The sequence below is a fragment of the Methylobacterium sp. UNC300MFChir4.1 genome, assembly GCF_900110155.1.
Taxonomy (GTDB): domain Bacteria; phylum Pseudomonadota; class Alphaproteobacteria; order Rhizobiales; family Beijerinckiaceae; genus Methylobacterium.
This window is the reverse complement of record NZ_FOCS01000009.1, coordinates 149,411-169,095: the sequence shown is the minus strand read 5'-3', so window position 1 is coordinate 169,095 and position 19,685 is coordinate 149,411. Positions and strand designations below refer to the sequence as shown.

The 19,685-nt window shown below is 74.0% G+C and carries 14 protein-coding genes and 1 pseudogene; 7 read left to right on the top strand and 8 right to left on the bottom strand.

Going from position 1 to position 19,685, the window contains the following annotated elements; all coding sequences use genetic code 11:
* Positions 1-21: 21 nt before the first annotated feature.
* Positions 22-309, bottom strand: a complete 288-nt coding sequence (locus tag BMY19_RS14565; protein ID WP_020093318.1) for a hypothetical protein — start codon at positions 307-309, stop codon at positions 22-24.
* Between the two features lie 122 nt (positions 310-431).
* Entirely contained in the window at positions 432-866 is a 435-nt protein-coding gene (locus BMY19_RS14560; protein WP_091677457.1) for a DUF1236 domain-containing protein, read from the bottom strand.
* A gap of 205 nt (positions 867-1,071) precedes the next feature.
* On the opposite strand from BMY19_RS14560, the gene BMY19_RS14555 reads away from it, so the two are divergent.
* Positions 1,072-2,760 carry a thiamine pyrophosphate-binding protein gene (locus BMY19_RS14555; protein WP_100252112.1) on the top strand — a complete coding sequence of 563 codons (1,689 nt, stop codon included), beginning with the start codon at positions 1,072-1,074 and terminating at the stop codon, positions 2,758-2,760.
* Between the two features lie 57 nt (positions 2,761-2,817).
* Here the strand turns inward: BMY19_RS14555 and BMY19_RS14550 are convergent, their stop codons facing one another.
* A complete protein-coding gene (locus BMY19_RS14550) occupies positions 2,818-4,146 on the bottom strand; it encodes an Nramp family divalent metal transporter (protein ID WP_020093315.1) in 1,329 nt (442 codons plus the stop codon).
* Between the two features lie 186 nt (positions 4,147-4,332).
* Between BMY19_RS14550 and mntR the strand changes: the two genes are divergently transcribed.
* Positions 4,333-4,794: a manganese-binding transcriptional regulator MntR gene (gene mntR / locus BMY19_RS14545; RefSeq protein WP_020093314.1), complete on the top strand. Its 462-nt coding sequence runs from the start codon at positions 4,333-4,335 to the stop codon at positions 4,792-4,794.
* A gap of 80 nt (positions 4,795-4,874) precedes the next feature.
* On the opposite strand, the gene BMY19_RS14540 is transcribed toward mntR, so the two are convergent.
* On the bottom strand, positions 4,875-6,071 hold the full coding sequence (locus BMY19_RS14540) for a zinc-binding metallopeptidase family protein (RefSeq protein WP_100252130.1): 1,197 nt from the start codon (positions 6,069-6,071) through the stop codon (positions 4,875-4,877).
* A 197-nt stretch (positions 6,072-6,268) separates the two neighbouring features.
* Between BMY19_RS14540 and BMY19_RS14535 the strand changes: the two genes are divergently transcribed.
* The 3 genes from BMY19_RS14535 (at position 6,269) to BMY19_RS14525 (ending at position 13,257) form a co-directional block, all read left to right on the top strand.
* On the top strand, positions 6,269-9,547 hold the full coding sequence (locus BMY19_RS14535; protein ID WP_100252129.1) for a transglutaminase family protein: 3,279 nt from the start codon (positions 6,269-6,271) through the stop codon (positions 9,545-9,547).
* Between the two features lie 157 nt (positions 9,548-9,704).
* Positions 9,705-12,242 carry a circularly permuted type 2 ATP-grasp protein gene (locus tag BMY19_RS14530; RefSeq protein ID WP_100252111.1) on the top strand — a complete coding sequence of 846 codons (2,538 nt, stop codon included), beginning with the start codon at positions 9,705-9,707 and terminating at the stop codon, positions 12,240-12,242.
* Positions 12,243-12,357: 115 nt separating this feature from the next.
* On the top strand, positions 12,358-13,257 hold the full coding sequence (locus tag BMY19_RS14525) for a transglutaminase family protein (protein WP_100252128.1): 900 nt from the start codon (positions 12,358-12,360) through the stop codon (positions 13,255-13,257).
* A 123-nt stretch (positions 13,258-13,380) separates the two neighbouring features.
* Here the strand turns inward: BMY19_RS14525 and BMY19_RS14520 are convergent, their stop codons facing one another.
* The 4 genes and pseudogenes from BMY19_RS14520 to BMY19_RS14505 form a co-directional block, all read right to left on the bottom strand.
* Positions 13,381-13,992: a pyridoxamine 5'-phosphate oxidase family protein gene (locus tag BMY19_RS14520; protein WP_020093309.1), complete on the bottom strand. Its 612-nt coding sequence runs from the start codon at positions 13,990-13,992 to the stop codon at positions 13,381-13,383.
* A gap of 7 nt (positions 13,993-13,999) precedes the next feature.
* Positions 14,000-15,706, bottom strand: coding sequence for a lysine--tRNA ligase (locus BMY19_RS14515; RefSeq protein ID WP_100252110.1), 1,707 nt, complete (start codon positions 15,704-15,706; stop codon positions 14,000-14,002).
* 396 nt (positions 15,707-16,102) lie between these two features.
* Positions 16,103-16,316, bottom strand: a pseudogene (locus tag BMY19_RS31335) (hypothetical protein); the annotation flags it as partial.
* Positions 16,317-16,389: 73 nt separating this feature from the next.
* Complete coding sequence (locus BMY19_RS14505; RefSeq protein WP_100252109.1) at positions 16,390-17,337, bottom strand: transporter substrate-binding domain-containing protein; 948 nt, start codon at positions 17,335-17,337, stop codon at positions 16,390-16,392.
* A 45-nt stretch (positions 17,338-17,382) separates the two neighbouring features.
* On the opposite strand from BMY19_RS14505, the gene BMY19_RS14500 reads away from it, so the two are divergent.
* On the top strand, positions 17,383-19,266 hold the full coding sequence (locus tag BMY19_RS14500; RefSeq protein WP_100252108.1) for a glycosyltransferase family 2 protein: 1,884 nt from the start codon (positions 17,383-17,385) through the stop codon (positions 19,264-19,266).
* Between the two features lie 130 nt (positions 19,267-19,396).
* Complete coding sequence (locus BMY19_RS14495; protein ID WP_042672728.1) at positions 19,397-19,642, top strand: hypothetical protein; 246 nt, start codon at positions 19,397-19,399, stop codon at positions 19,640-19,642.
* Positions 19,643-19,685 lie beyond the last annotated feature (43 nt).

Below are 19,685 nucleotides of genomic sequence, written 5' to 3'. Positions count from 1 at the left end.
ACGGGCCCGCGCGCGGCGGCGTCAGCGCCACCGCTCGTCCGTGCAGGCCAGCAGGTAGACGACGTGCATGCAGCGCGCCTGGGCGGCCTGCGAGGGCGCGTCGCCCATGCAGGCGCGCATCCCGACGGAGAGCAGGTCGCGATCGACGTCCTGATTGCGCGCGCAGGTGAAGATCGGCTGGAAACCCTCGAACCGGCTCACCTGCCAGAAGATGACCATGACCGCGAGCAGGCAGAAGGTGCAGACCAGGATCCGGCTGTCGTAGAACCAGTGCCGCCGTCCGGCATCCGCGGCGTCGCGCGCGCTCATCCCGTCACCAGGCCCGTCACCGGGAGCGCCGACGGGAGCACCGCCCGGATCCCCACCCTTCTCGGCATCGGCTCCCCCTCTCCCTCGCGCCGGATCCCCGGCCGCCCGGGCCGCCCGGGCCGTCAGTCGATCACCTCCACGATCCGGCGCGACCGCGGGTCGACGAGGACCGGGTGGTCGTTGACGATCGTGTAGCTGTAATCCGGCAGGGCGAACTCCCGCGGGACATCGTAGTACACGATGCCGTCCTCCGGGAGCACCGTGCCGACCCGCACGGGTCCCGCGAGCGCGATGGAGGGGCGGCGCTCGCCGCGGGCGTATATGCGGAACCGCTCCCGCCGGTCGACGCCGAGGATGCCGTTGGCCGTGCCCACGGCCGCACCGATCGCGCCGCCGACGATCGCCCCGAGGGGGCCCGCCATCTCCTCGCCGCGCGAGGCGCCCTCCTGGGCCCCGCGCTCGAGCCCCTGCGCCCGCGCGTCCGCGGCGAGGCCCAGGAGGGCTATCGGGGGAGCCACCAGGGTGGCGAGGAGCGCGAGGGGCGCCGCGATCCGCATGATGTGTCGTCCTGGTCGGTGGCGTGGATCGGCGGGCCTGCGCCCGGGGGCGCGGGCGCGTCCCGGCCGGAGGCTACGCCGAAAAGGCTGCCGATCGGTTGCCGATCGGTCGCCGCCCGGCGCGGGGCGGCGCGGGGCGGTGCCGGCATTGCCCCGGTCCGCCCATGGGGTAGCCTCCGGCTGATTCCGTCGGAGAGGACAGGGCATGCCGATCGAGACCGTGGAGACCGCCGGCCGCCGCCGGGGCGCCGACCTCCTGGTGGAGGTGCTGCGCTCGGAGGGCGTGCGCTACATCTTCGGCAATCCCGGCACCACCGAGTTGCCGCTCATCGACGCGCTCACCGAGGCGCCGGACATCGCCTACATCCTCGCCTTGCAGGAGGCGACCGCCGTGGCGATGGCGGACGGCTACGCGCAGGGCGCCCGCCGGCCCGCCTTCCTCAACCTGCACACGGCGGGCGGCCTCGGCCACGCCATGGGCGGGCTGGTGAATTCCCAGGTCTCCGGCACGCCGCTGGTGGTCACCGCCGGGCAGCAGGATCTCCGCCACGCCCTGACCGACCCGCTGCTGATGGGCGACCTCGTCGCCATCGCCGACCCGGTGATGAAGTGGGCCCGCGAGGTGACGAGCCCGGACCAGATCCCGATCCTGCTGCGCCGGGCCTTCCACGACGCGGGGGCCGCCCCCTCCGGGCCGGTCTTCCTGTCCCTGCCCATGGACGTGATGGAGGCGCTGTCGGCGGTGCCGGCCGGCGAGACCTCGACCATCGACCAGCGGGCCGTGGCGGGCTCCCTCGACCGCCTCGCGGAGAAGCTCGCCGCCATCGCGCCGGGCCGCCTCGCGCTGATCGCGGGCGACGAGATCGATGCCTCGGACGCCTCGGCGCAGATGGTGGCGCTCGCCGACCTGCTGGCGGCGCCGGTCTACGGCTCGTCCTGGCCGGCCCACATCCCCTTCCCCACCGCGCACCCGCTCTGGGCCGGGAACCTGCCGACCCGGGCCGACGCCATCGCCGAGATCCTCGGGCGCTACGACGCGGTGTTCGCGCTCGGCGGCAAGTCGCTGATCACCGTGCTCTACTCGGAGGTCTCGGCGGTGCCGCCGGGGGTGCAGGTGTTCCAGCTCTCGGCGGACGTGCGCGACCTCGGGCGCACCTACGCCACCTGCCTGTCGACGGTGGGCGACATCCGCGCCTCCCTCGACGCCCTGCTGCCGCTCCTCGCGCCCCGCCTCGCCGACCGGGCCGACGCCTTCGCGGGCCTGCGCGCCGGGGCGGTGACCGCCCGGGCCGAGCGCCGGGCGAAGCTCGCCGCCGCCGCCGACGCGGCCTTCGAGGATCCGGTGATCGCGCCGCTGGTCGCCGCCCGGGAGGTCGCCCGCGCGGTCGGGGCCGAGACCACCATCGTGGACGAGGCGCCCGCGACGCTCACCCACCTGCGCACCTTCCTCGACAGCCCCTCCGCGCACCAGTACGCGGCGATGCGCGGCGGCGTGCTCGGCTGGGGCATGCCGGCCGCGGTCGGCTTCTCCCTCGGGCTCGACCGGGCGCCCGTGGTCTGCGTGGTCGGCGACGGGGCCGCGCTGTACTCGCCGCAGGCCCTCTGGACGGCGGCGCACGAGAAGCTGCCGGTCACCTTCGTGGTGATCAACAACGCCGAGTACAACATCCTCAAGACCTTCATGAAGGGCCAAGCGCACTACGCCTCGGTGCGCGCCAACCGCTTCATCGCCATGGACCTCACCGACCCGCGGATCGACTTCCCGGCGCTGGCCGCCTCGATGGGCGTGCCCGCCCGGCGGGTGACCCGGGCGGCCGACATCGCCCCGGCGATCGAGGCCGGGATCCGCTCGGGGGGCGCCAACCTCGTGGAGGTGGTGGTGCGGGCGACCTGAGCGGGGCCGTCGGCGGGGCTGTCGGCAGGGCTGCCGGTGGATCTGCCGGCGAAGCTCTCACTCCAGCCCCGGCACCGGCACCCCGAAGGCGACCGCCAGCAGCACCATGTTGAGGGCGAGCACCAGGGCGGCCCCCGCCACGGCCGCGGCCTGGGTGAGCGGCCCGTTGGCGAAGGGGCCCATCACGCTGCGGCGCCGGGTGAACACCACCAGGGCCACCATCGGCACCGGCAGGGCGAGTGACAGCACCACCTGCGACAGGACCAGCGCCTGCGTCGGGTCGACGCCGATCGCCACCACCGCGAAGGCCGGCAGCATGGTCACGAGCCGGCGGACGAGGAGCGGGATGCGCCAGCCGGTGAAGCCCTGCATCACCAATTGCCCGGCGAGCGTGCCCACCACCGAGGAGGAGATCCCGGATGCGAGCAGCGACACCAGGAAGGCCGCCCCCGCGGCGGGCCCGAGGAGCGGCGTCAGGGTGCGGTAGGCCTCGCCGATCTCCGCCACCTCGCTGTGGCCGACGTGGAAGGCGGCCGCCGCCATGATCACCATCGCCATGTTGACGAGGCCCGCCAGCAGCAGCGCCACCACCACCTCGCGGTTCGAGTAGCGGACCAGCAGGCGCCGGTCGGCCTCGGTGCGGGGATTGCCCCGGCCCTGGGTCAGGCCCGAATGCAGGAACAGCGCGTGCGGCATCACGGTGGCGCCGATGATCCCGACCGCGATGGTGAGCGCCTGCGCGTCCGGGATCCGCGGGGTGACGAGGCCCTTGGCGGCCTCGCCCCAGGCCACGGGCGCGATCAGGAGCTCGACCGCGTAGCAGAGGCCGATCGTGCCGACCATCGCGCCGATGGCGATCTCCAGCGGCCGGAAGCCCTCGTGCTCCAGGAGCAGGATCGCGTAGGTGACCACCGCGGTGATCGCCATGCCGGCCATGAGCGGCATGCCGGTGAGCAGCGACAGGCCGATCGCGCCGCCGAGGAACTCCGCGAGGTCGGTCGCCATGGCGGCGACCTCGCTGATGCCCCACAGGGCGAGGCGCACCGGCCGCGTCGTCGCGTCCCGGCAGTGCTCGGCGAGGTTCTTGCCCGTGACGATGCCGAGCTTGGCCGACAGGGCCTGGAACAGCATCGCCGTCAGGTTCGCGAGCAGCACCACCCAGAGCAGGCCGTAGCCGTAGCGGGCGCCGGCCTGGATGTTGGTCGCGAAATTGCCCGGGTCCATGTAGGCGATCGACGCCGTCACGGCGGGGCCGGCGAACAGCAGGAACCGGGCCCGGCCGCCGGGACGGCCGTCGAGGACGTCGCGGATGGCGCCCTCGGTCCGCCGGCTCATCGCCCCGGGCGCGGCGCGCCCGGGGGCCGTCGCGGCGTTCGGCGCCACCATGCTCAACCCTCTCCTCAAAGATATAGCGGAGGCTATATTCAGGGTTCGCGGCCAGGATTCAAGGGGTTGGATTCAAGGGGCCGGCAGCGGCCGCCGGTATCGGCCCCGCGGGACTCCCCTCGAGGTGGCGGTGTTTGCTAGACAGGGGTCGGGGCGGCCCGCGCGAGCCGCGGTGGGGGAGAGCCGATGCAGGAACCGTCCGAGCCGGGCTCGCCCGAGACCGCGCTGGTCGATCCCGAGCGCCACGTGGAGAGCTTCCGCCAGGCCCGCGAGGCCCGGCGCTCGGAACTCGTGGAGGATTACGTCGAGCTGATCGACGACCTGATCGGCGACGGCGGCGAGGCGCGGCAGGTGGACATCGCGGCCCGGCTCGGCGTGGCGCAGCCGACCGTCGCCAAGATGCTGAAACGCCTGTGCGAGGACGGGTTCGTCCAGCAGCGGCCCTATCGCGGCGTGTTCCTGACCGAGGCCGGCCGCCGGCTCGCCGCCCAGGCCCGGGAGCGCCACCGCATCGTCGAGCGCTTCCTGTGCGCGCTGGGGGTGAGCCCCGAGACCGCGCGGCGGGACGCGGAGGGGATCGAGCACCACGTCAGCGCCGAGACGCTCGCGGCGTTCCGCGCCTTCGCGGAGCGGCACGGGGGGGCGTGAGGCGCCCCTCCGACCGTCGTCGCCTCGCGCCGCTCGCGGAGACGCTCGCAGAGACGTTGTGTCTGCCGCGACCGCCACCCTCACGCCGTCGGCGCCGCCACCTTCTGGCGCAGGCCCAGGATCACCGCGCGGAGCATCTCGGCGCCCGCCGCGCCGGCATCCGGCAGGGTGCCGGTGCGGGAGGCGTAGACCCGCTCGTGCACGAAGGCGAGCTTGGCGATCACCGCGGGTGTCAGCTTGAACGGGTAGAGCGCCGGCTGGCCCATGCTGTGGGACAGCGAGTTGATCGCGTAGGTGAGCGGCAGCCACGCGGCGATCAGCCGGTCGAGGTCGGCCGTGTTGTACGGGTCGAAGTCGATCACGGTCGGCGCCTGCGGCCCGGAAGGCCCCCGCTGGCGCAGGCGCGGGCGCACGTGCAGCTCGAAGGTCGAGGCGGTCTCCACCGTGTCGACGATGTGCAGGTAATGCGCGAAGGTCTCGGCGAAATCCTCCCACGGATGGGCCGTGGCGTAGGCCGAGACGTAGGCCTCGTCCCAGTCGGCGGGGGCGCCCCTCGCGTAGTGGTCCTGCAGGGCCTGGACGTAGTCGCGGCGCTCGTCGCCGAACAGCGCCCGGAAGGCGTCCCAGTCGGGGCTGTTCAGCACCAGCAGGTACCAGAAGTAATGCCCGATCTCATGCCGGAAATGGCCGAGCAGCGTGCGGTAATGCTCGCCGAACAGGATCCGGCGGCGCTCCCGCTCGACGTCGTCGGCCTCGGCGATGTTCATGGTGATCAGGCCGTTGATGTGGCCCGTCAGCACCGGCGGCCCGCCGGAGACGCTCTCGGACGGGTCGACCAGGAAGTCGAAGGCCAGCCCGTCCGTGTACTGGGCGCGGGTGGCGAGCGGCAGTTCCAGGCGCAGCAGCGAGTAGAACAGCCGGTGCTTGGCCGCCTCGATCTGGCGCCAGCGGGCGAGGTTCCAGGGCTGCGACAGGTCCGGCACCACGCGGTTGTGGCGGCAGGCGGTGCAGTAGATGTCGGGGCTGTCCTCCGGCACCAGCCAGTTGCAGGCCTGCGCGAGGGCGTTGTTGCACAGCCGGTAGCGCCGGCCGGGATCGGCGTAGGCGTGGAAGACCTGCGCGCCGCCCATCAGCGGGTGGGCCGAGAGCCCCTGCGGCTCCAGCGCCGAGACCTCGTGGACCGCGCAGGCGTAGCCCAGCGGCCGCGCGCAGCTCTCGCAGGCGGTCGCCTCGAAGGTGACCGGCTGGTCGCAGGCCTGGCACTGGAAGATCTTCATCGCGCGGTCCCGGGCCGGCGGCCGGCCCACCTGCCAGTCAAGCGGGGCCGGGCGGCAAAGTTCCTGCCAGCGGCCCGGACGGCCGGGCGACGCACGGAAATTGCTTGTTGCGCGATCCGTGTCGCATAACCGTGCGGTGGGCGCCGGCGCCAGGGACCGGCAGCGCGACCGCGTTCGATCCTTTCGACGGAGCCATCGTGTCGATCAGAGCCGCCCTGCACCACGTCACGCATTACCGCTACGACCGGCCGATCAGCCTGGGGCCCCAGGTGATCCGCCTGCGCCCGGCCCCCCACGCCCGTACCAAGGTCCCGGCCTACGCGCTCACGGTGACGCCCGCCAACCACTTCCTGAACTGGCAGCAGGATCCGAGCGGCAACTGGCTCGCCCGCCTGGTCTTCCCCGAGAAGACCGACGAGCTGAGGATCGAGGTCGACCTCACGGCCGACATGGCGGTGATCAACCCGTTCGACTTCTTCGTGGAGGACTACGCCCAGGTCCGGCCCTTCGCGTACGACCCCGCCCTCGCCGGGGAGCTGGCCCCGTATCTCACGCCCGTCGACGCGGATTGTCCCGAGATGGAGGCGCTGCTGGCCCGTCTCCCGGAGGAGACCAGCACGGTCCAGTTCCTGGTGGCGCTGAACGGTCTGATCGCCCGGGAGACCGCCTACGGCGTCCGGATGGAGCCCGGCGTCCAGACCCCCGCCGAGACCCTGCGGCTGAAGAGCGGCTCCTGCCGCGACTCGGCGTGGCTGCTCGTGCAGGTGCTGCGCCTGATCGGCCTCGCCGCCCGGTTCGTCTCCGGCTACCTGATCCAGCTCGTGCCCGACACGACCGCGGTCGACGGGCCGACCGGCGCGTCGGCGGACTTCACCGACCTGCACGCCTGGGCCGAGGTCTACCTGCCGGGCGCCGGCTGGGTCGGCATGGACGCCACGTCGGGCCTGCTCACCGGCGAGGGCCACATCCCGCTCGCCGCGACGCCGCACTACCAATCCGCCGCGCCGATCTCGGGGGCGATGGAGCCGGCCGAGACCACCTTCGACTTCGCGATGACGATCACCCGCGTCGCCGAGACGCCGCGGATCACCAAGCCGTTCTCGGAGGACGTCTGGGCCGCCATGGACGCGCTGGGCGAGCGGGTCGACGCCGACCTCGCCGCGCAGGACGTGCGGCTGACCATGGGCGGCGAGCCGACCTTCGTGTCGGTGGACGATTTCGAATCGCCCGAGTGGAACATCGCGGCCGTCGGCCCGACCAAGCGCGGGCTCGCCGACCAGCTGGTCCGGCGCCTGCGCGACCGGTTCGGCCCGGGGGGGCTGCTCCATTACGGTCAGGGCAAGTGGTATCCCGGCGAGAGCCTGCCCCGCTGGGCCTTCGCGCTCTACTGGCGCAAGGACGGCAAGCCGATCTGGCGCGACCCGGACCTGATCGCGCCGGAGGTGGCCGCCGGGGAGGCGGGGCACGCCACCATCGCGCAGGCCGAGGCGCTCGCCGGCGCGCTGGCCCGCCGCCTCGGCCTCGCCGACTACGTCTTCCCGGCCTTCGAGGACGGGGAGCTCTGGGAGCGGAAGACCGCGGAGCTGCCGGTCAACGTCACGCCGGCCGACGCCAAGTCGGGCTCGGTGGAGTTCGACGCCCGGATCAGGCGGGTCTACGCGCGGGGCCTCGGGGAGGCGGCCGGCTACGTCCTGCCGCTGGCGAGCCTGCCCACCGGCAAGGGCGGCGAGCCCGACCGCGTCTGGATCTCGGAGAAGTGGGACTTCCGGCGCGGCGCCGCCTTCCTGGTGCCGGGGGACTCGCCCGTGGGCTTCCGCCTGCCGCTGTCGTCCCTGCCCTACGTGCCGCCGGAGCACTACCCCTACTACCAGCCGCAGGACCCGCTGGAGCCCCGCGCCGCCCTCCCCAACGGTCATCAAGGCGCCACGGTGGTCAACGGCGCCGGCGTCACCGGCGTGGCGGTGCGCACGGCCCTGTCGTTCGAGCCCCGGGACGGGGTGGTGCGGGTGTTCATGCCGCCGGTGCAGCGCGCCGACGAGTATCTGGAGCTCGCCGGCCACCTGGAGGCGGCCGCCGCCGCGCTGAAGCTGCCGATCCACCTCGAGGGCTACGAGCCGCCCTACGACCCGCGGATCGGCGTCATCAAGGTGACGCCCGATCCCGGCGTGATCGAGGTGAACGTCCACCCGGCCGCCTCGTGGCGGGAGGCGGTCGCCATCACCACCGACCTCTACGCCGAGGCCCGCCAGACCCGGCTCGGCGCGGAGAAATTCATGACCGACGGGCGCCACACCGGCACCGGCGGCGGCAACCACGTGGTCATGGGCGGCGTCACGCCGGACGATTCCCCGTTCCTGCGCCGGCCGGACCTGCTCAAGAGCCTCGTGCTCTACTGGCAGCGCCACCCCGCGCTCTCATACCTGTTCTCGGGCCTCTATATCGGGCCCACGAGCCAGGCGCCGCGCATGGACGAGGCCCGCCACGACGGGCTCTACGAACTGGAGATCGCGCTCGCCCAGGTGCCGGCCCCGGACGCGCCCAACATCCCGCGCTGGCTCGTCGACCGGATCTTCCGGAACATCCTCGTCGACGTCACCGGCAACACCCACCGGGCCGAGATCTGCATCGACAAGCTCTACTCGCCGGACGGGCCGACCGGGCGCCTCGGCCTCCTGGAGTTCCGCGCCTTCGAGATGCCGCCGGACGCGCGGATGAGCCTCGCGCAGCAGCTCCTGCTCCGCGCCCTCGTGGCGTGGCTGTGGCGCGAGCCGCAGACCGGCGGCTGTGTCCGCTGGGGCACGAACCTCCACGATCGGTTCATGCTGCCGCATTTCCTCTGGTCCGACTTCCTCGCGGTGCTGGAGGATCTCCGGGCGGCGGGGTACGCTTTCGATCCGGTCGCCTTCGAGGCGCAGGCCCAGTTCCGCTTCCCCGTGTTCGGCACGGTCGAGCAGGGCGGGGTCCGGATGGAGCTGCGCCAGGCGCTGGAGCCCTGGCACGTGATGGGCGAGGAAGGGACCGGCGGGGGCACCGTGCGTTTCGTCGACAGCTCGGTCGAGCGGCTGCAGGTCAGGGTCGAGGGCTTCGTGCCCGAGCGGCACGTCATCGCCTGCAACGGCCGCCGCCTGCCCATGACCGGCACCGGCCGCGGCGGCGAGGCCGTGGCGGGCCTGCGCTTCAAGGCGTGGCAGCCGGCCTCCTCGCTGCACCCGACCATTCCGGCCCACTCGCCGCTGACCTTCGACATCCTCGACGCCTGGAGCGGCCGCTCCCTCGGCGGCTGCCGCTACCACGTCGCCCATCCGGGCGGGCGCAACTACGAGACCCACCCGGTCAACGCCTACGAGGCGGAGGGGCGGCGCCTCGCCCGGTTCCAGCCGAACGGCCACACGCCCGGCCGGCTGGAGATGCCCCGCCCGGAATCGAGCGCCGAGTTCCCGCTGACCCTCGACCTGCGGACACCGGCCCCGCAATGACCCGCGATGTTCGGACATCCGGGGCGGACACCGGCGCGGTCGACAGAGCGCGACGCGCCCCCGCTCCCGTGCGGGAGGGGGTCCCGCGCTCCGCTCTGCGGCCGCGTCGTCGTCCACGCTGCGTGGATCCGCGAGCCGCGATGACCCGGGATCCGTGATGGAGGCGGCGCTCGCGGGCAGCCGCGGCCGGGCCGAGCGGCCGGAGGGCGCGCGCGAGCGCGTCGCCCGCTGGAGCGCGGGCTACCGCCCCGCCCCCGGCCGGCCGGACGAGTTCCTGGGCCCCGACGGCGCGCCCCGCGGGGCGTGGCCGCGCCTGCTCGACCGGCTCGGCGGCCTCACCGAGCCGGAGATCATGGCCCGGTTCGTCGCGGCGGAGCGGCACATCCGGGACGCGGGCATCTCGTTCCGCATCGCCGGCGACCAGCGCGAGCACCCCTGGCCGCTGGGCTGCCTGCCCCTGGTGATCGAGGGGCCGGAATGGGCGGCGCTCAGCGCCGGCATCGTCCAGCGCGCGGAGCTGATGGAGGCGATCCTCGCCGACGCCTACGGCGAGGGCCGGCTGGTCGTCGAGGGGCTCCTCCCCGCCGCGATCGTGGCCGGCACGCCCGAGTTCCTGCACCCGCTCCACGGGGTCGCGCCCCCCGGCGGCCACTACCTCAAGCTCTACGCGGCCGATCTCGGCCGGGGACCGGACGGGCGCTGGCAGGTGCTCGCCGACCGGACCCAGGCGCCCTCGGGCCTCGGCTGGGCGCTGGAGAACCGCATGGTCCTGGCCCGGACCTTCCCGGACTTCTTCCAAGACCTCCACGTCGAGCGCCTGCCGGCCTTCTTCCAGGCGTTCCGCGACGGGCTGGCGCTGGGGGCGGAGCGCGCCGACCCGCGGATCTGCCTGCTGACCTCCGGCCCCTACAGCAGCACCTACGTCGAGCAGGCGGCGCTCGCCCGCTACCTCGGCCTGATGCTGGTGGAGGGCGACGACCTCGTCATGCGCGACGGGCGCCTGCACGTGCGCACCGTCTCGGGCCTGAAGCGGGCCGACGCCCTGTGGCGGCGGATCGACGCCGACTTCCTCGACCCCCTGGAGCTGAACCCGGCCTCGCGCCTCGGCGTGCCCGGCATCCTCGACGCCCTGCGCAACGGCTCCCTGGTGATGGCCAACATGCCGGGCGCGGGGCTCGTCGAGTCGGCCGCCCTCGCCCCCTACCTCGACGGCATCGCCCGGCGCGTCCTCGGCGAGCCGCTGCGGCTCGGCCACCCGCGCACGTGGTGGTGCGGCGACCTCGAGGGCCTGGCGCACGCGCGGGCCAACCTCGACAGCCTGACCCTGCGCCCGGCCGCCACGCCCCAGCGCGGGGCGGGGCGCGACGCGATCCTGGCCGGCCCGGTCCTGGCGGCGGAGCGCGAGCGGGTCGTGGCGGCCCTGCGCGACCGGCCCTTCGACTACGTCGCCCAGGAGGCGGCGCCGCTCTCGACGATGCCGGGCTGGGAGCGCGGCCCGGACGGCCTGTTCCTGACGCCCCGCCCCTTCGTGGTCCGCGTCTTCGCCGCGCGGACGCCCCTCGGCTGGCAGGTCATGCCCGGCGGCTTCTGCCGGGTCTCGGAGCGCGAGGACGTCGACCCGATCGAGCTGCGGCTCGGCATCCGCTCCGCTGACGTCTGGGTCCTGTCCGAGGAGCCGGTCGCCGCGCCCCTGATCGGCACGCAGGCGGCGCCGCGGGTGCGGCGGGTCGGCGGGCACCTCCCCGCCCGGGCCGCCGACGGCCTGTTCTGGCTCGGCCGCTACCTGGAGCGCGGCGAGGCGGTAATCCGGCTGGTGCTGGCCCACCTGCGCAGCGTCGGCGACGCCGTCGGGACCGACATCTCGGGCGCCCTCGACACGCCGGCGGCCCTGGCGCTCCGGGCGCTGCTGCACGAGTGGGGCGCCATCGCGGCCGCCGACCTGCCGACCGCCCGCCTCGCCCAGGAGGCGCTGGCCGGGCGCGACCGGCCGGGCTCGGCCCGGTCCCACGTCATCGCGGCCCGTCGCAACGCCGCCGCGCTCCGCGCCCGCCTGTCGGGCGAGGCGTGGCGGGTGCTCGCCGACCTGAACGAGTTCCTGTCCCTCAACACCGAGCGGGCCTTCACCGAGTCGCAGCTCGCGGGCCGGGCCGAGCGGGCCCTGAGCCAGCTCGCGGCGCTCGCCGGCCTCACCCACGAGAACATGAGCCGCGCCGAGGGCTGGCACTTCATCGAGCTCGGGCGGCGGATCGAGCGGGCGATCAACACCGGCGCCTTCGCGCTGGCCTTCGCCAACGACGAGGCGACCCCCGGCTGCCTCGGGGTGATGCTGTCCCTATGCGATTCGCAGATCAGCTACGGGCGGCGCTACCTGCAGGGGGCGGCCCTCGACCCCGTGCGCGACATGGTGCTGCTCGACCCCTACAACCCGCGCTCGATCGCCTTCCAGGCGGAGGCGATCACCCGGCACCTCGCCGACCTGCCGGCGCTCGCCGCGGACGGGATCCCCGAGCCCCATTGCCGCCTCGCGACCCGGATCCTGGCGGAGTTGCGCAGCGGCGAGGCCGCGGATTTCGACGCCGTGCGCCTGACCGCGCTCGCGACCGACCTCGAGCGCCTCGCCGACGGCATCGCGGCCCGCTATTTCCCCACCGGGCCGAACGCGCTGCGCCCCGAGAAGCTGACGGGGCTGGCTTGATGCTGTGTGTCCTTGACGCTGCCGCCTCAAGGACGATCCGCAGCACGGGCTGCGGCGCGCCTTCGCGCTTGCCGGCGACCGCAGGCGACGGACGTCGCGATGGGCGGTGGCCGGGATGATCTACACGCTGCGCCACCGCACCGCCTACCGCTACGGCCGGCCGGTGCACTTCGCCCGCTGCACCCTGCGGCTCAAGCCGCAGGATTTCGAGGGCCAGAGCGTGCTGGCGAGCGCGGTCACGATCGACCCGAGCCCCGCCCGCGCGGTGATGCGGCGCGACTATCTCGGGATCGACGCGGTGGCGATCACCCTGGAGACGCCCCACACCACCTTCAGCGTCGAGGCGCTCTCCACCGTGCGGGTCGAGCGCCCGGCCCCGCCGCCGCCCGAATCCGGGATGCCCTGGGAGCGGGTCCGCGACGCCGTTCTCGCCGGGCGCGACCTCGGCGGCCGGGCGCCGGTGCACTTCCTGTTCCCGAGCGGCCGGGTGCCGCTGCTGCCCGCGATCACCGACTACGCGCGGCCGAGCTTCGCCGCGGGCCGCAGCGCCTACGGGGCGGCCCACGACCTGATGCTGCGGATCGGCCGGGATTTCCGCTTCGATTCCAAGGCCACCACCGTCTCGACGCCGCTCGCCGACTCCTTCGCGCTCCGGGCCGGGGTCTGCCAGGACTTCGCCCACGTGATGATCGCGGCCCTGCGCGGCATGGGCCTGCCCGCGGCCTATGTCAGCGGCTACCTGCGCACGGTGCCGCCGCCCGGCCGGCCGCGCCTGCGCGGGGCGGATGCGAGCCACGCCTGGGTGGCGGTCTGGTGCGGCACCGGCTGGCTCGGCCTCGACCCGACCAACGGCGTCGCGGTGCGGGACGACCACATCGTGGTGGCCCGCGGCCGCGATTACGGCGACGTGGCGCCGGTCGACGGCATCGTCAGCGGCTCGGGCAAGCAGCGCCTCAAGGTCGAGGTCGACGTCATCCCCGACACCGAGACGCGGGATCTCGCGCTGGTGGGATGAGGTGACGCTCCGTCATCGCGAGCGCAGCGAAGCGACCCAGGGCGGCGCGACATCCCCGAAGGTGGCGCGACACCGGATCGCTCCGCTCCGCCCGCAAGGACGGGGATGTCGCGGACGCCACCCTCACCACATCGACTTGGCCGCCCGCTCCGGCCATTCCGCGTCGTAGCGCTGGCCGCCGACCTCGCCCGCGGTCAGCGCCGCCAGGATCGCCCCCGGCGTCGGCAGGCTTCCCGGGTCGACGCGGGCTTCCGGATCCCACAGCCCGGCCCGGATGATCGCCCGGGCGCACTGGAAGTACACCTCCGCGACGGTGATCACGAGGGCGGTGCGCGGCGCGTGGCCGTCGACCCGGAACGAGGCGAGCAAGTCCGGGTCGGCCGAGATCACCGCCCGGCCGTTCACCCGCAGCGTCGTGCCCGAGCCCGGGATCAGGAAGAGCAGCGCCACCCGCGGGTCGCGCACGACGTTGCGCAGCGAGTCGATCCGGTTGTTGCCCCGCCGGTCGGGCAGGATCAGCGTGCGCGGGTCGGCGACCCGCACGAAGCCCGGCCGGTCCCCGCGCGGGCTGCAATCGAGCCCCTCGGGGCCGGCGGTCGCCAGCACCGCGAAGGGCGAGGCCGCGATCAGCGCCGCGTAGTCCGGCGTGATCGCGGCTGCCACCTTCACCGTCGAGGCGGGCGCCAGGGGTGCGCTGTAGAGCGCCTCCAGCGCGGCGAGATCGTCGACGATCATCGCGCCCTCACGCGACCGGGGCGGCCTTGCCGGCCGCGAAGGCTTCGTGCTCGGCGACCAGCGCTCCCGACAGCGCCGAGGCGATCAGGCCCCGGGTCTCGTCGACGCCGTAGAGGGCCACGAAGGAGCCGAACCGGGGTCCGCGCGCCTCACCGAACAGCACGTTGTAGAGGCTCGTGAACCACGCCTGCGACACGCCGGGCCGCCCGTCCGGGCTCTTGGCCTTGCCGGACGTGTCGGGGAAGTGGCGCCGGCCGACCTCGTAGACCGCCGCCTGCAGGGCCTCGGGATCGGTGGAGCCGGCATGCTCGGCCAGCGTCTCCGACAGGTCCTCCAGGGCCGCCCGCTCCTCGGGCGTCGGCGCCCGGTAGGTCTTGGCCGGCCGCACGAAGTCCGAGAAGTACTTCAGGGCGTGCTTCACCAGCCGGTCGAGGCCCGGATGGGTCTCCGGCCCGGTCCGCGGCGCGTAGCGGCGGATGAAGCCCCACAGCACCGCCGGATCCTCGGTGTTGGCGACCGCCGCGAGGTTGAGCAGCATCGCGAAGGTCAGGCTCGCGCCCTCGACCCGCTCGGGCTCCGGCGGGGTGCCGGCGTGGAGGTGCCAGACCGGGTTGCCCAGCCGCAGCTTCGCGTCCTGGCCGGCGTAGCGGTCGAGGAAGCCGATATACTCGTCGACGTGCCGGGGGATCACGTCGAAGAACAGGCGCTTGGCCTCGCGCGGCTTGTTGTACATGAACAGGGCGAGCGAGTCCGGCGTGCCGTAGGTGAGCCACGCGTCGATCGTCAGGCCGTTGCCCTTCGACTTGGAGATTTTCTGGCCCTTCTCGTCGAGGAACAGCTCGTAGTTGAAGCCCTCCGGCGGCTCGCCGCCGAGCGCCCGGGCGATCTTGGCCGAGAGCTTGACCGAGTCGATCAGGTCCTTGCCGGCCATCTCGTAATCGACGCCGAGCGCCACCCAGCGCATCGCCCAGTCGGGCTTCCACTGCAGCTTGGCGTGGCCGCCGGTCACCGGAGTCTCGTAGCGCTCGCCCGTGGCGGGATCGCGCCACACGATCGTGCCGCTCTCCGCCCTCACCTCGTCGATCGGCACCTGCATCACGTGGCCGGTGACCGGGTGGAGCGGCAGGAATGGCGAGTAGCTCGCCGAGCGCTCGGCCCGCAGCGACGGCAGCATGATCTCCATCACGGAATCGTAGCGCTCCAGCACGCGCAGCAGCGTCGCGTCGAACACGCCCGCGCGGTAGCACTCGGTCGCCGAGCGGAACTCGTAACTGAAGCCGAACGCGTCGAGGAAGCGGCGCAGCTCGGCGTTGTTGTGCGCCCCGAAGCTGTCATGGGTGCCGAACGGGTCCGGCACGCGGGTGAGCGGCTGGTTGAGGTGCGCGGCCAGCATCTCCCGGTTCGGGACGTTGTCGGGGACCTTGCGCAGCCCGTCCATGTCGTCCGAGAAGGCGATCAGCCGGGTCGGCACCGCGTCGCGGGTGAGCACCCGGAAGGCGTGGCGCACCATGGAGGTGCGGGCGACCTCGCCGAACGTGCCGATATGCGGCAGGCCCGACGGGCCGTAGCCGGTCTCGAACAGCACCTCTTTCTTGCCGGATTTCTCCAGCCGCGCCACGAGCTTGCGCGCCTCCTCGAAGGGCCAGGCGGCGGCGTTGGCGGCGGCCTCGATCACGTCGGCGTCGAGGGTCAGGGCTGGGGGAGCGGCGGGCATGTCGTTGGAGACGATCTTCAGGGCTGAACGCGTTGGGGAGCGCGCACCCTAGAGCGGTTCGCATCGGAGCGGAACGCCCGGAGGTGCAATGCGGGGTTCCATCGCGGGCTCGCGCGTGAGGCCAGTGCGTGCGGCCTATGACAGCGTGGGCCGGTTTCGGCTTGGCAGACGCACGCCCGATCCGCTCGGCTTCCTGCGCGTGCCAGGCCGAATCGCGAATCCCGGATCTCCGAATCTCGCCCTCATCCTGAGGTGCCGCAGCGCAGCGGAGGCCTCGAAGGAGCCCTCCAGTGACCGCTGCGCTGGCTGGAGCTCTCCTTCGAGGCCGCTGCGCGGCACCTCAGGATGAGGGCGAGGAGGGGAAGTCCCGAGTCGAACAGGCTCTCGGCGCCGAACCTTGGCCCAGATGGCGCGGATCTCCGCATCGGTGGCGCGATCGCCGCGCGCCTCGGCGGCCCCGGATTCGTCGAGCTCCGCCTCTTCCTCCGGGGTGAACCGGTAAACCGGGGCCTCGTCCCCCGCGAAGGCCAGCATGAGCCGGGCGCTCTCGTCCTGGAGGTCCGGGGACGGGTCGCGCCTTCGCCACCGCCTGCTCGAGCAGATCCGCCACGGTGCCGTCCGCGTGCCGTCCGACAACCGAAGCCCGGCAGCAGGATCCCCATTCCTGCTGGCGACGAAAGCCCTCAGAACGGGCTGACGGGGAAGAACCGCAGGTACAGCTCGGTGTACTTGCCGTCGTCCCAGACCCGCTGGAGCGCGTCGTCCAGCGCCCGGGAGAGGGCGGCGTCCTCCTGGCGGGTGATCAGGCCGATCCCCTCCCCGAAATAGCGGTTCTCGAGGTAGTCGCCGCCGGTGAGCGCGCAGCAACTCTCCGCGTCCTGGCCGCCGACGAACAGGGCGAGGTTGAGGCCGTCGGCGAACAGGTAGTCGATCTCGCCGCGCTTGAGCGCGCTCTCGGCCGCCGTGAGATCGGTGAAGTCCTTCGGCACGGCCTTCGGGAAGAACGCCTTGAGGTAGGCCGCGTGGGCGCTGCCGGCGATGACCCCGACGCTGCGGCCGGCGAGCGCCGCCGCGGAGGGGACCGGCAGGCCCTTGTCGGTCCGGGCCGCGAAGCGCGCCGGCCAGCGGAAATACGGCCGCGTCGCCAGGAATCGCGACCGCAGGGACGCGGTCAGCGGGATGGCGGCCGCGACCACGTCGCCCTGCTTGCCGTCGAGGGCGTCCAGCAGGGTGTCGAAGCGGCGCGCCTGCACCGTGCAGGTGATCGTCAGCTTCTCGCAGACGGCCCGGGCGAGCTCGACCACGAAGCCCGTCGGGTTGCCGTCGGGGCCGGCGAAGTGCAGCGGCGGGAACTCGTCGTCCGTGAGGAAGCGGACCGCCCGGCCGGTCTGCGGCGCCTCCACGCGCTCGCCCCGGCTGCGCGGGTTCCAGAAATCCGGGATCGTGACGGCGGGGGTGGCGGTGACGCCCGTGGCCGGCGCGGCCGGGGGCGCCGCGGCGGCGGCCGGCCCCGCGAGGAGCGCCGCGACCGCGGCCGCCGCGATCCGGGATGGGATGGCTGTCCTATCGCCTCTTGACGACGGGGACGGGGCGGTGCTCCTCTCGGAGCGCGGGGGCGGGGACTGGCTCACCCCCCTCCTCTACCACGTCCTCGGGCCGCCGGGGGAGCGCGCGGCGTGTCGTTCCAGCGCCCGCCCGCGGGGCCGGAGGGCCTGCCGCCGGAGATCGCCTTCCTGCTGGACGAGGGCGTCGACGCGCGGCTGCTGGTCCGGGCCGCCGCCGCGGCGACCGCGGCCGGGACCGACGCGGCGACCGCGCTGATGAATGCCGGCCTGATCGCGGAATCGGCCTACTACGCGGCCCTGGCCCGGGCGCTCGGCGCCCCCTACCTCGACGGCCCGATCCCGTTCGGCCTGGGCCTGCGCTTCCCCGACAGCCTCGTGGCCGGCCTCGCGCCGCTGGCGCCCGGCGCGGTGGCGCCCTGGGTCCTGGCGCCCCGCGGGCGGGCGATCGCGGACCTCCTCGACGCCGCCGGCCGCGCCGCTGGCCACGCCGCCGTGCCGGCGATCACCAGCCCTACCCGCCTGCGCGAGGCCGTGTTCGCGTCCGTGCCCGGGCAGGTGGCGGATCACGCGGCGCACGACCTGCGGCGGCACGGCCCCGAGTGGGCGACCGCCCCCGAGCCGGCCTTCCGCTGGCTGCTGGTCCTCGCCCTCGGCGGGACCGCCGCGCTCTGCCTGTGCGCGGCGCTGCCGGCCCCGCTGGCGCGCGCGGTGATGACGGCCGGGCAGGTCCTGTTCCTGGCCATGGCGACCCTGCGGATCGCGGCCCTCGCCATCGCGGCACCGGTCGCCGCGGAGGCGGTGGTGCCCCTCGCCGAGGCCGACCTGCCGGTCTACACGATCCTCGTCCCCCTCCACCGCGAGGCGGCGGTGGTGCCGGACCTGCTCAGGGCGCTCTCCGCCCTCGACTATCCGGCCGCCAAGCTCGACATCAAGCTGCTGCTCGAGGCGGACGACGCGGAGACCGCCGCGGCCCTCCCCCGCGACACCCTCCCGGCCCGGTTCGAGGTGATCACGGTGCCGCCGGGCGGCCCGCGCACCAAGCCGCGGGCGCTCAACGCCGCGCTGCCGCTGGCCCGCGGCACCCTGATCACGGTCTACGACGCCGAGGACGTGCCCGATCCCGGGCAACTGCGGCTGGCGGCCGCCCTGTTCGCGCGCCTACCCGCGCGGACCGCCTGCCTCCAGGGGCGGCTCGTGATCGACAATGCCGGCGATTCGCGCCTCGCCCGTGCCTTCGCCCTCGAATATGCCGGGCTGTTCGACGTGCTGAACCCGGCCTTCGCCCGCTGCGGCTTGCCGGTCCCGCTGGGCGGCACCTCGATGCACCTGCGCACCGTCGTGGTGCGGGCTCTGCACGGCTGGGACGCCCACAACGTCACCGAAGACGCGGATCTCGGCCTGCGCCTCGCGCTGGCGGGCTACACCGTCGGCGACCTTCCCAGCCCTACCTTCGAGGAGGCGCCGGCCCGCCTCGGGCCCTGGCTCGGCCAGCGCACCCGCTGGCTGAAGGGCCTGGTCCAGACGAGCCTCACCCACGGGCGGCACCCGCTGGCCAACGCCCGCAGGCTCGGCGGCCTGGAGACGCTCTGCGCCGCCGCCCTTGTCCCCGGGACGGTGGTCTCGGCGCTCGCCTACCCGGCCTGCCTCGCCGCGGCGGCGTGGTCCTTCCTGGTCCGGGACATCCCGGCCGCCCCCGTCTTCCTGGACAACCTCTCCACGGGGCTCGCCATCACGCTGTTCGGGACGGGACTCGCCGCCCTGGTCCTGCCCGCCCTCGTCGGCTGCGCCCGGCGCGGCTGGGGGGACCTCGCCCGGTCGGTCCCGTGGATGCCGGTCTACTTCCTGCTGGTCAGCCTCGCCGCGTGGCTGGCGCTGATCGAGCTGGTCCGGGCGCCGCTGCGCTGGAACAAGACCCGGCACGGCCTCGCGCGGACCTCCCGCAGCGGCCGCCGGCGGCGGGCGTACCCTGCGACAGCCTGCGACACCGGGACGTGACCGGACGGCGGCGGATGCGCGTCGGCTTGATCTGGATCAGTCGCGGGCCCGCTCCGGGCCGCTAGCTTGGCCAGCCGGCTCCCGCCCGCGCCGCGGGCGGCCGGTGATTCGCCTCGCGTGGGTCCAAGCGATGCCGGCCTATCACCTCCGACGCACCCTCGAGCACGCGGACGGCCGCTGCGGCCTCGCCTTCGCCAGCGACCGCCTGGAGGCGGACGACGCGGAGGCGGCGATCCGCCGCGCCCGCGACCTGTGCCGGACCGCCGCCAACATGCTCCTGACCGGGGCGGTGCTGACCGATTCCCTCGGCCGGATCCTGTGGTCGTTCACCCTGGCGCTGGCCCGGGAGCCGCTCTGCGTCCGACCGACGAGCTGAGGGCCTTGACGGAACCCGCGCGGATCGGCGCGCCGTGCAACGC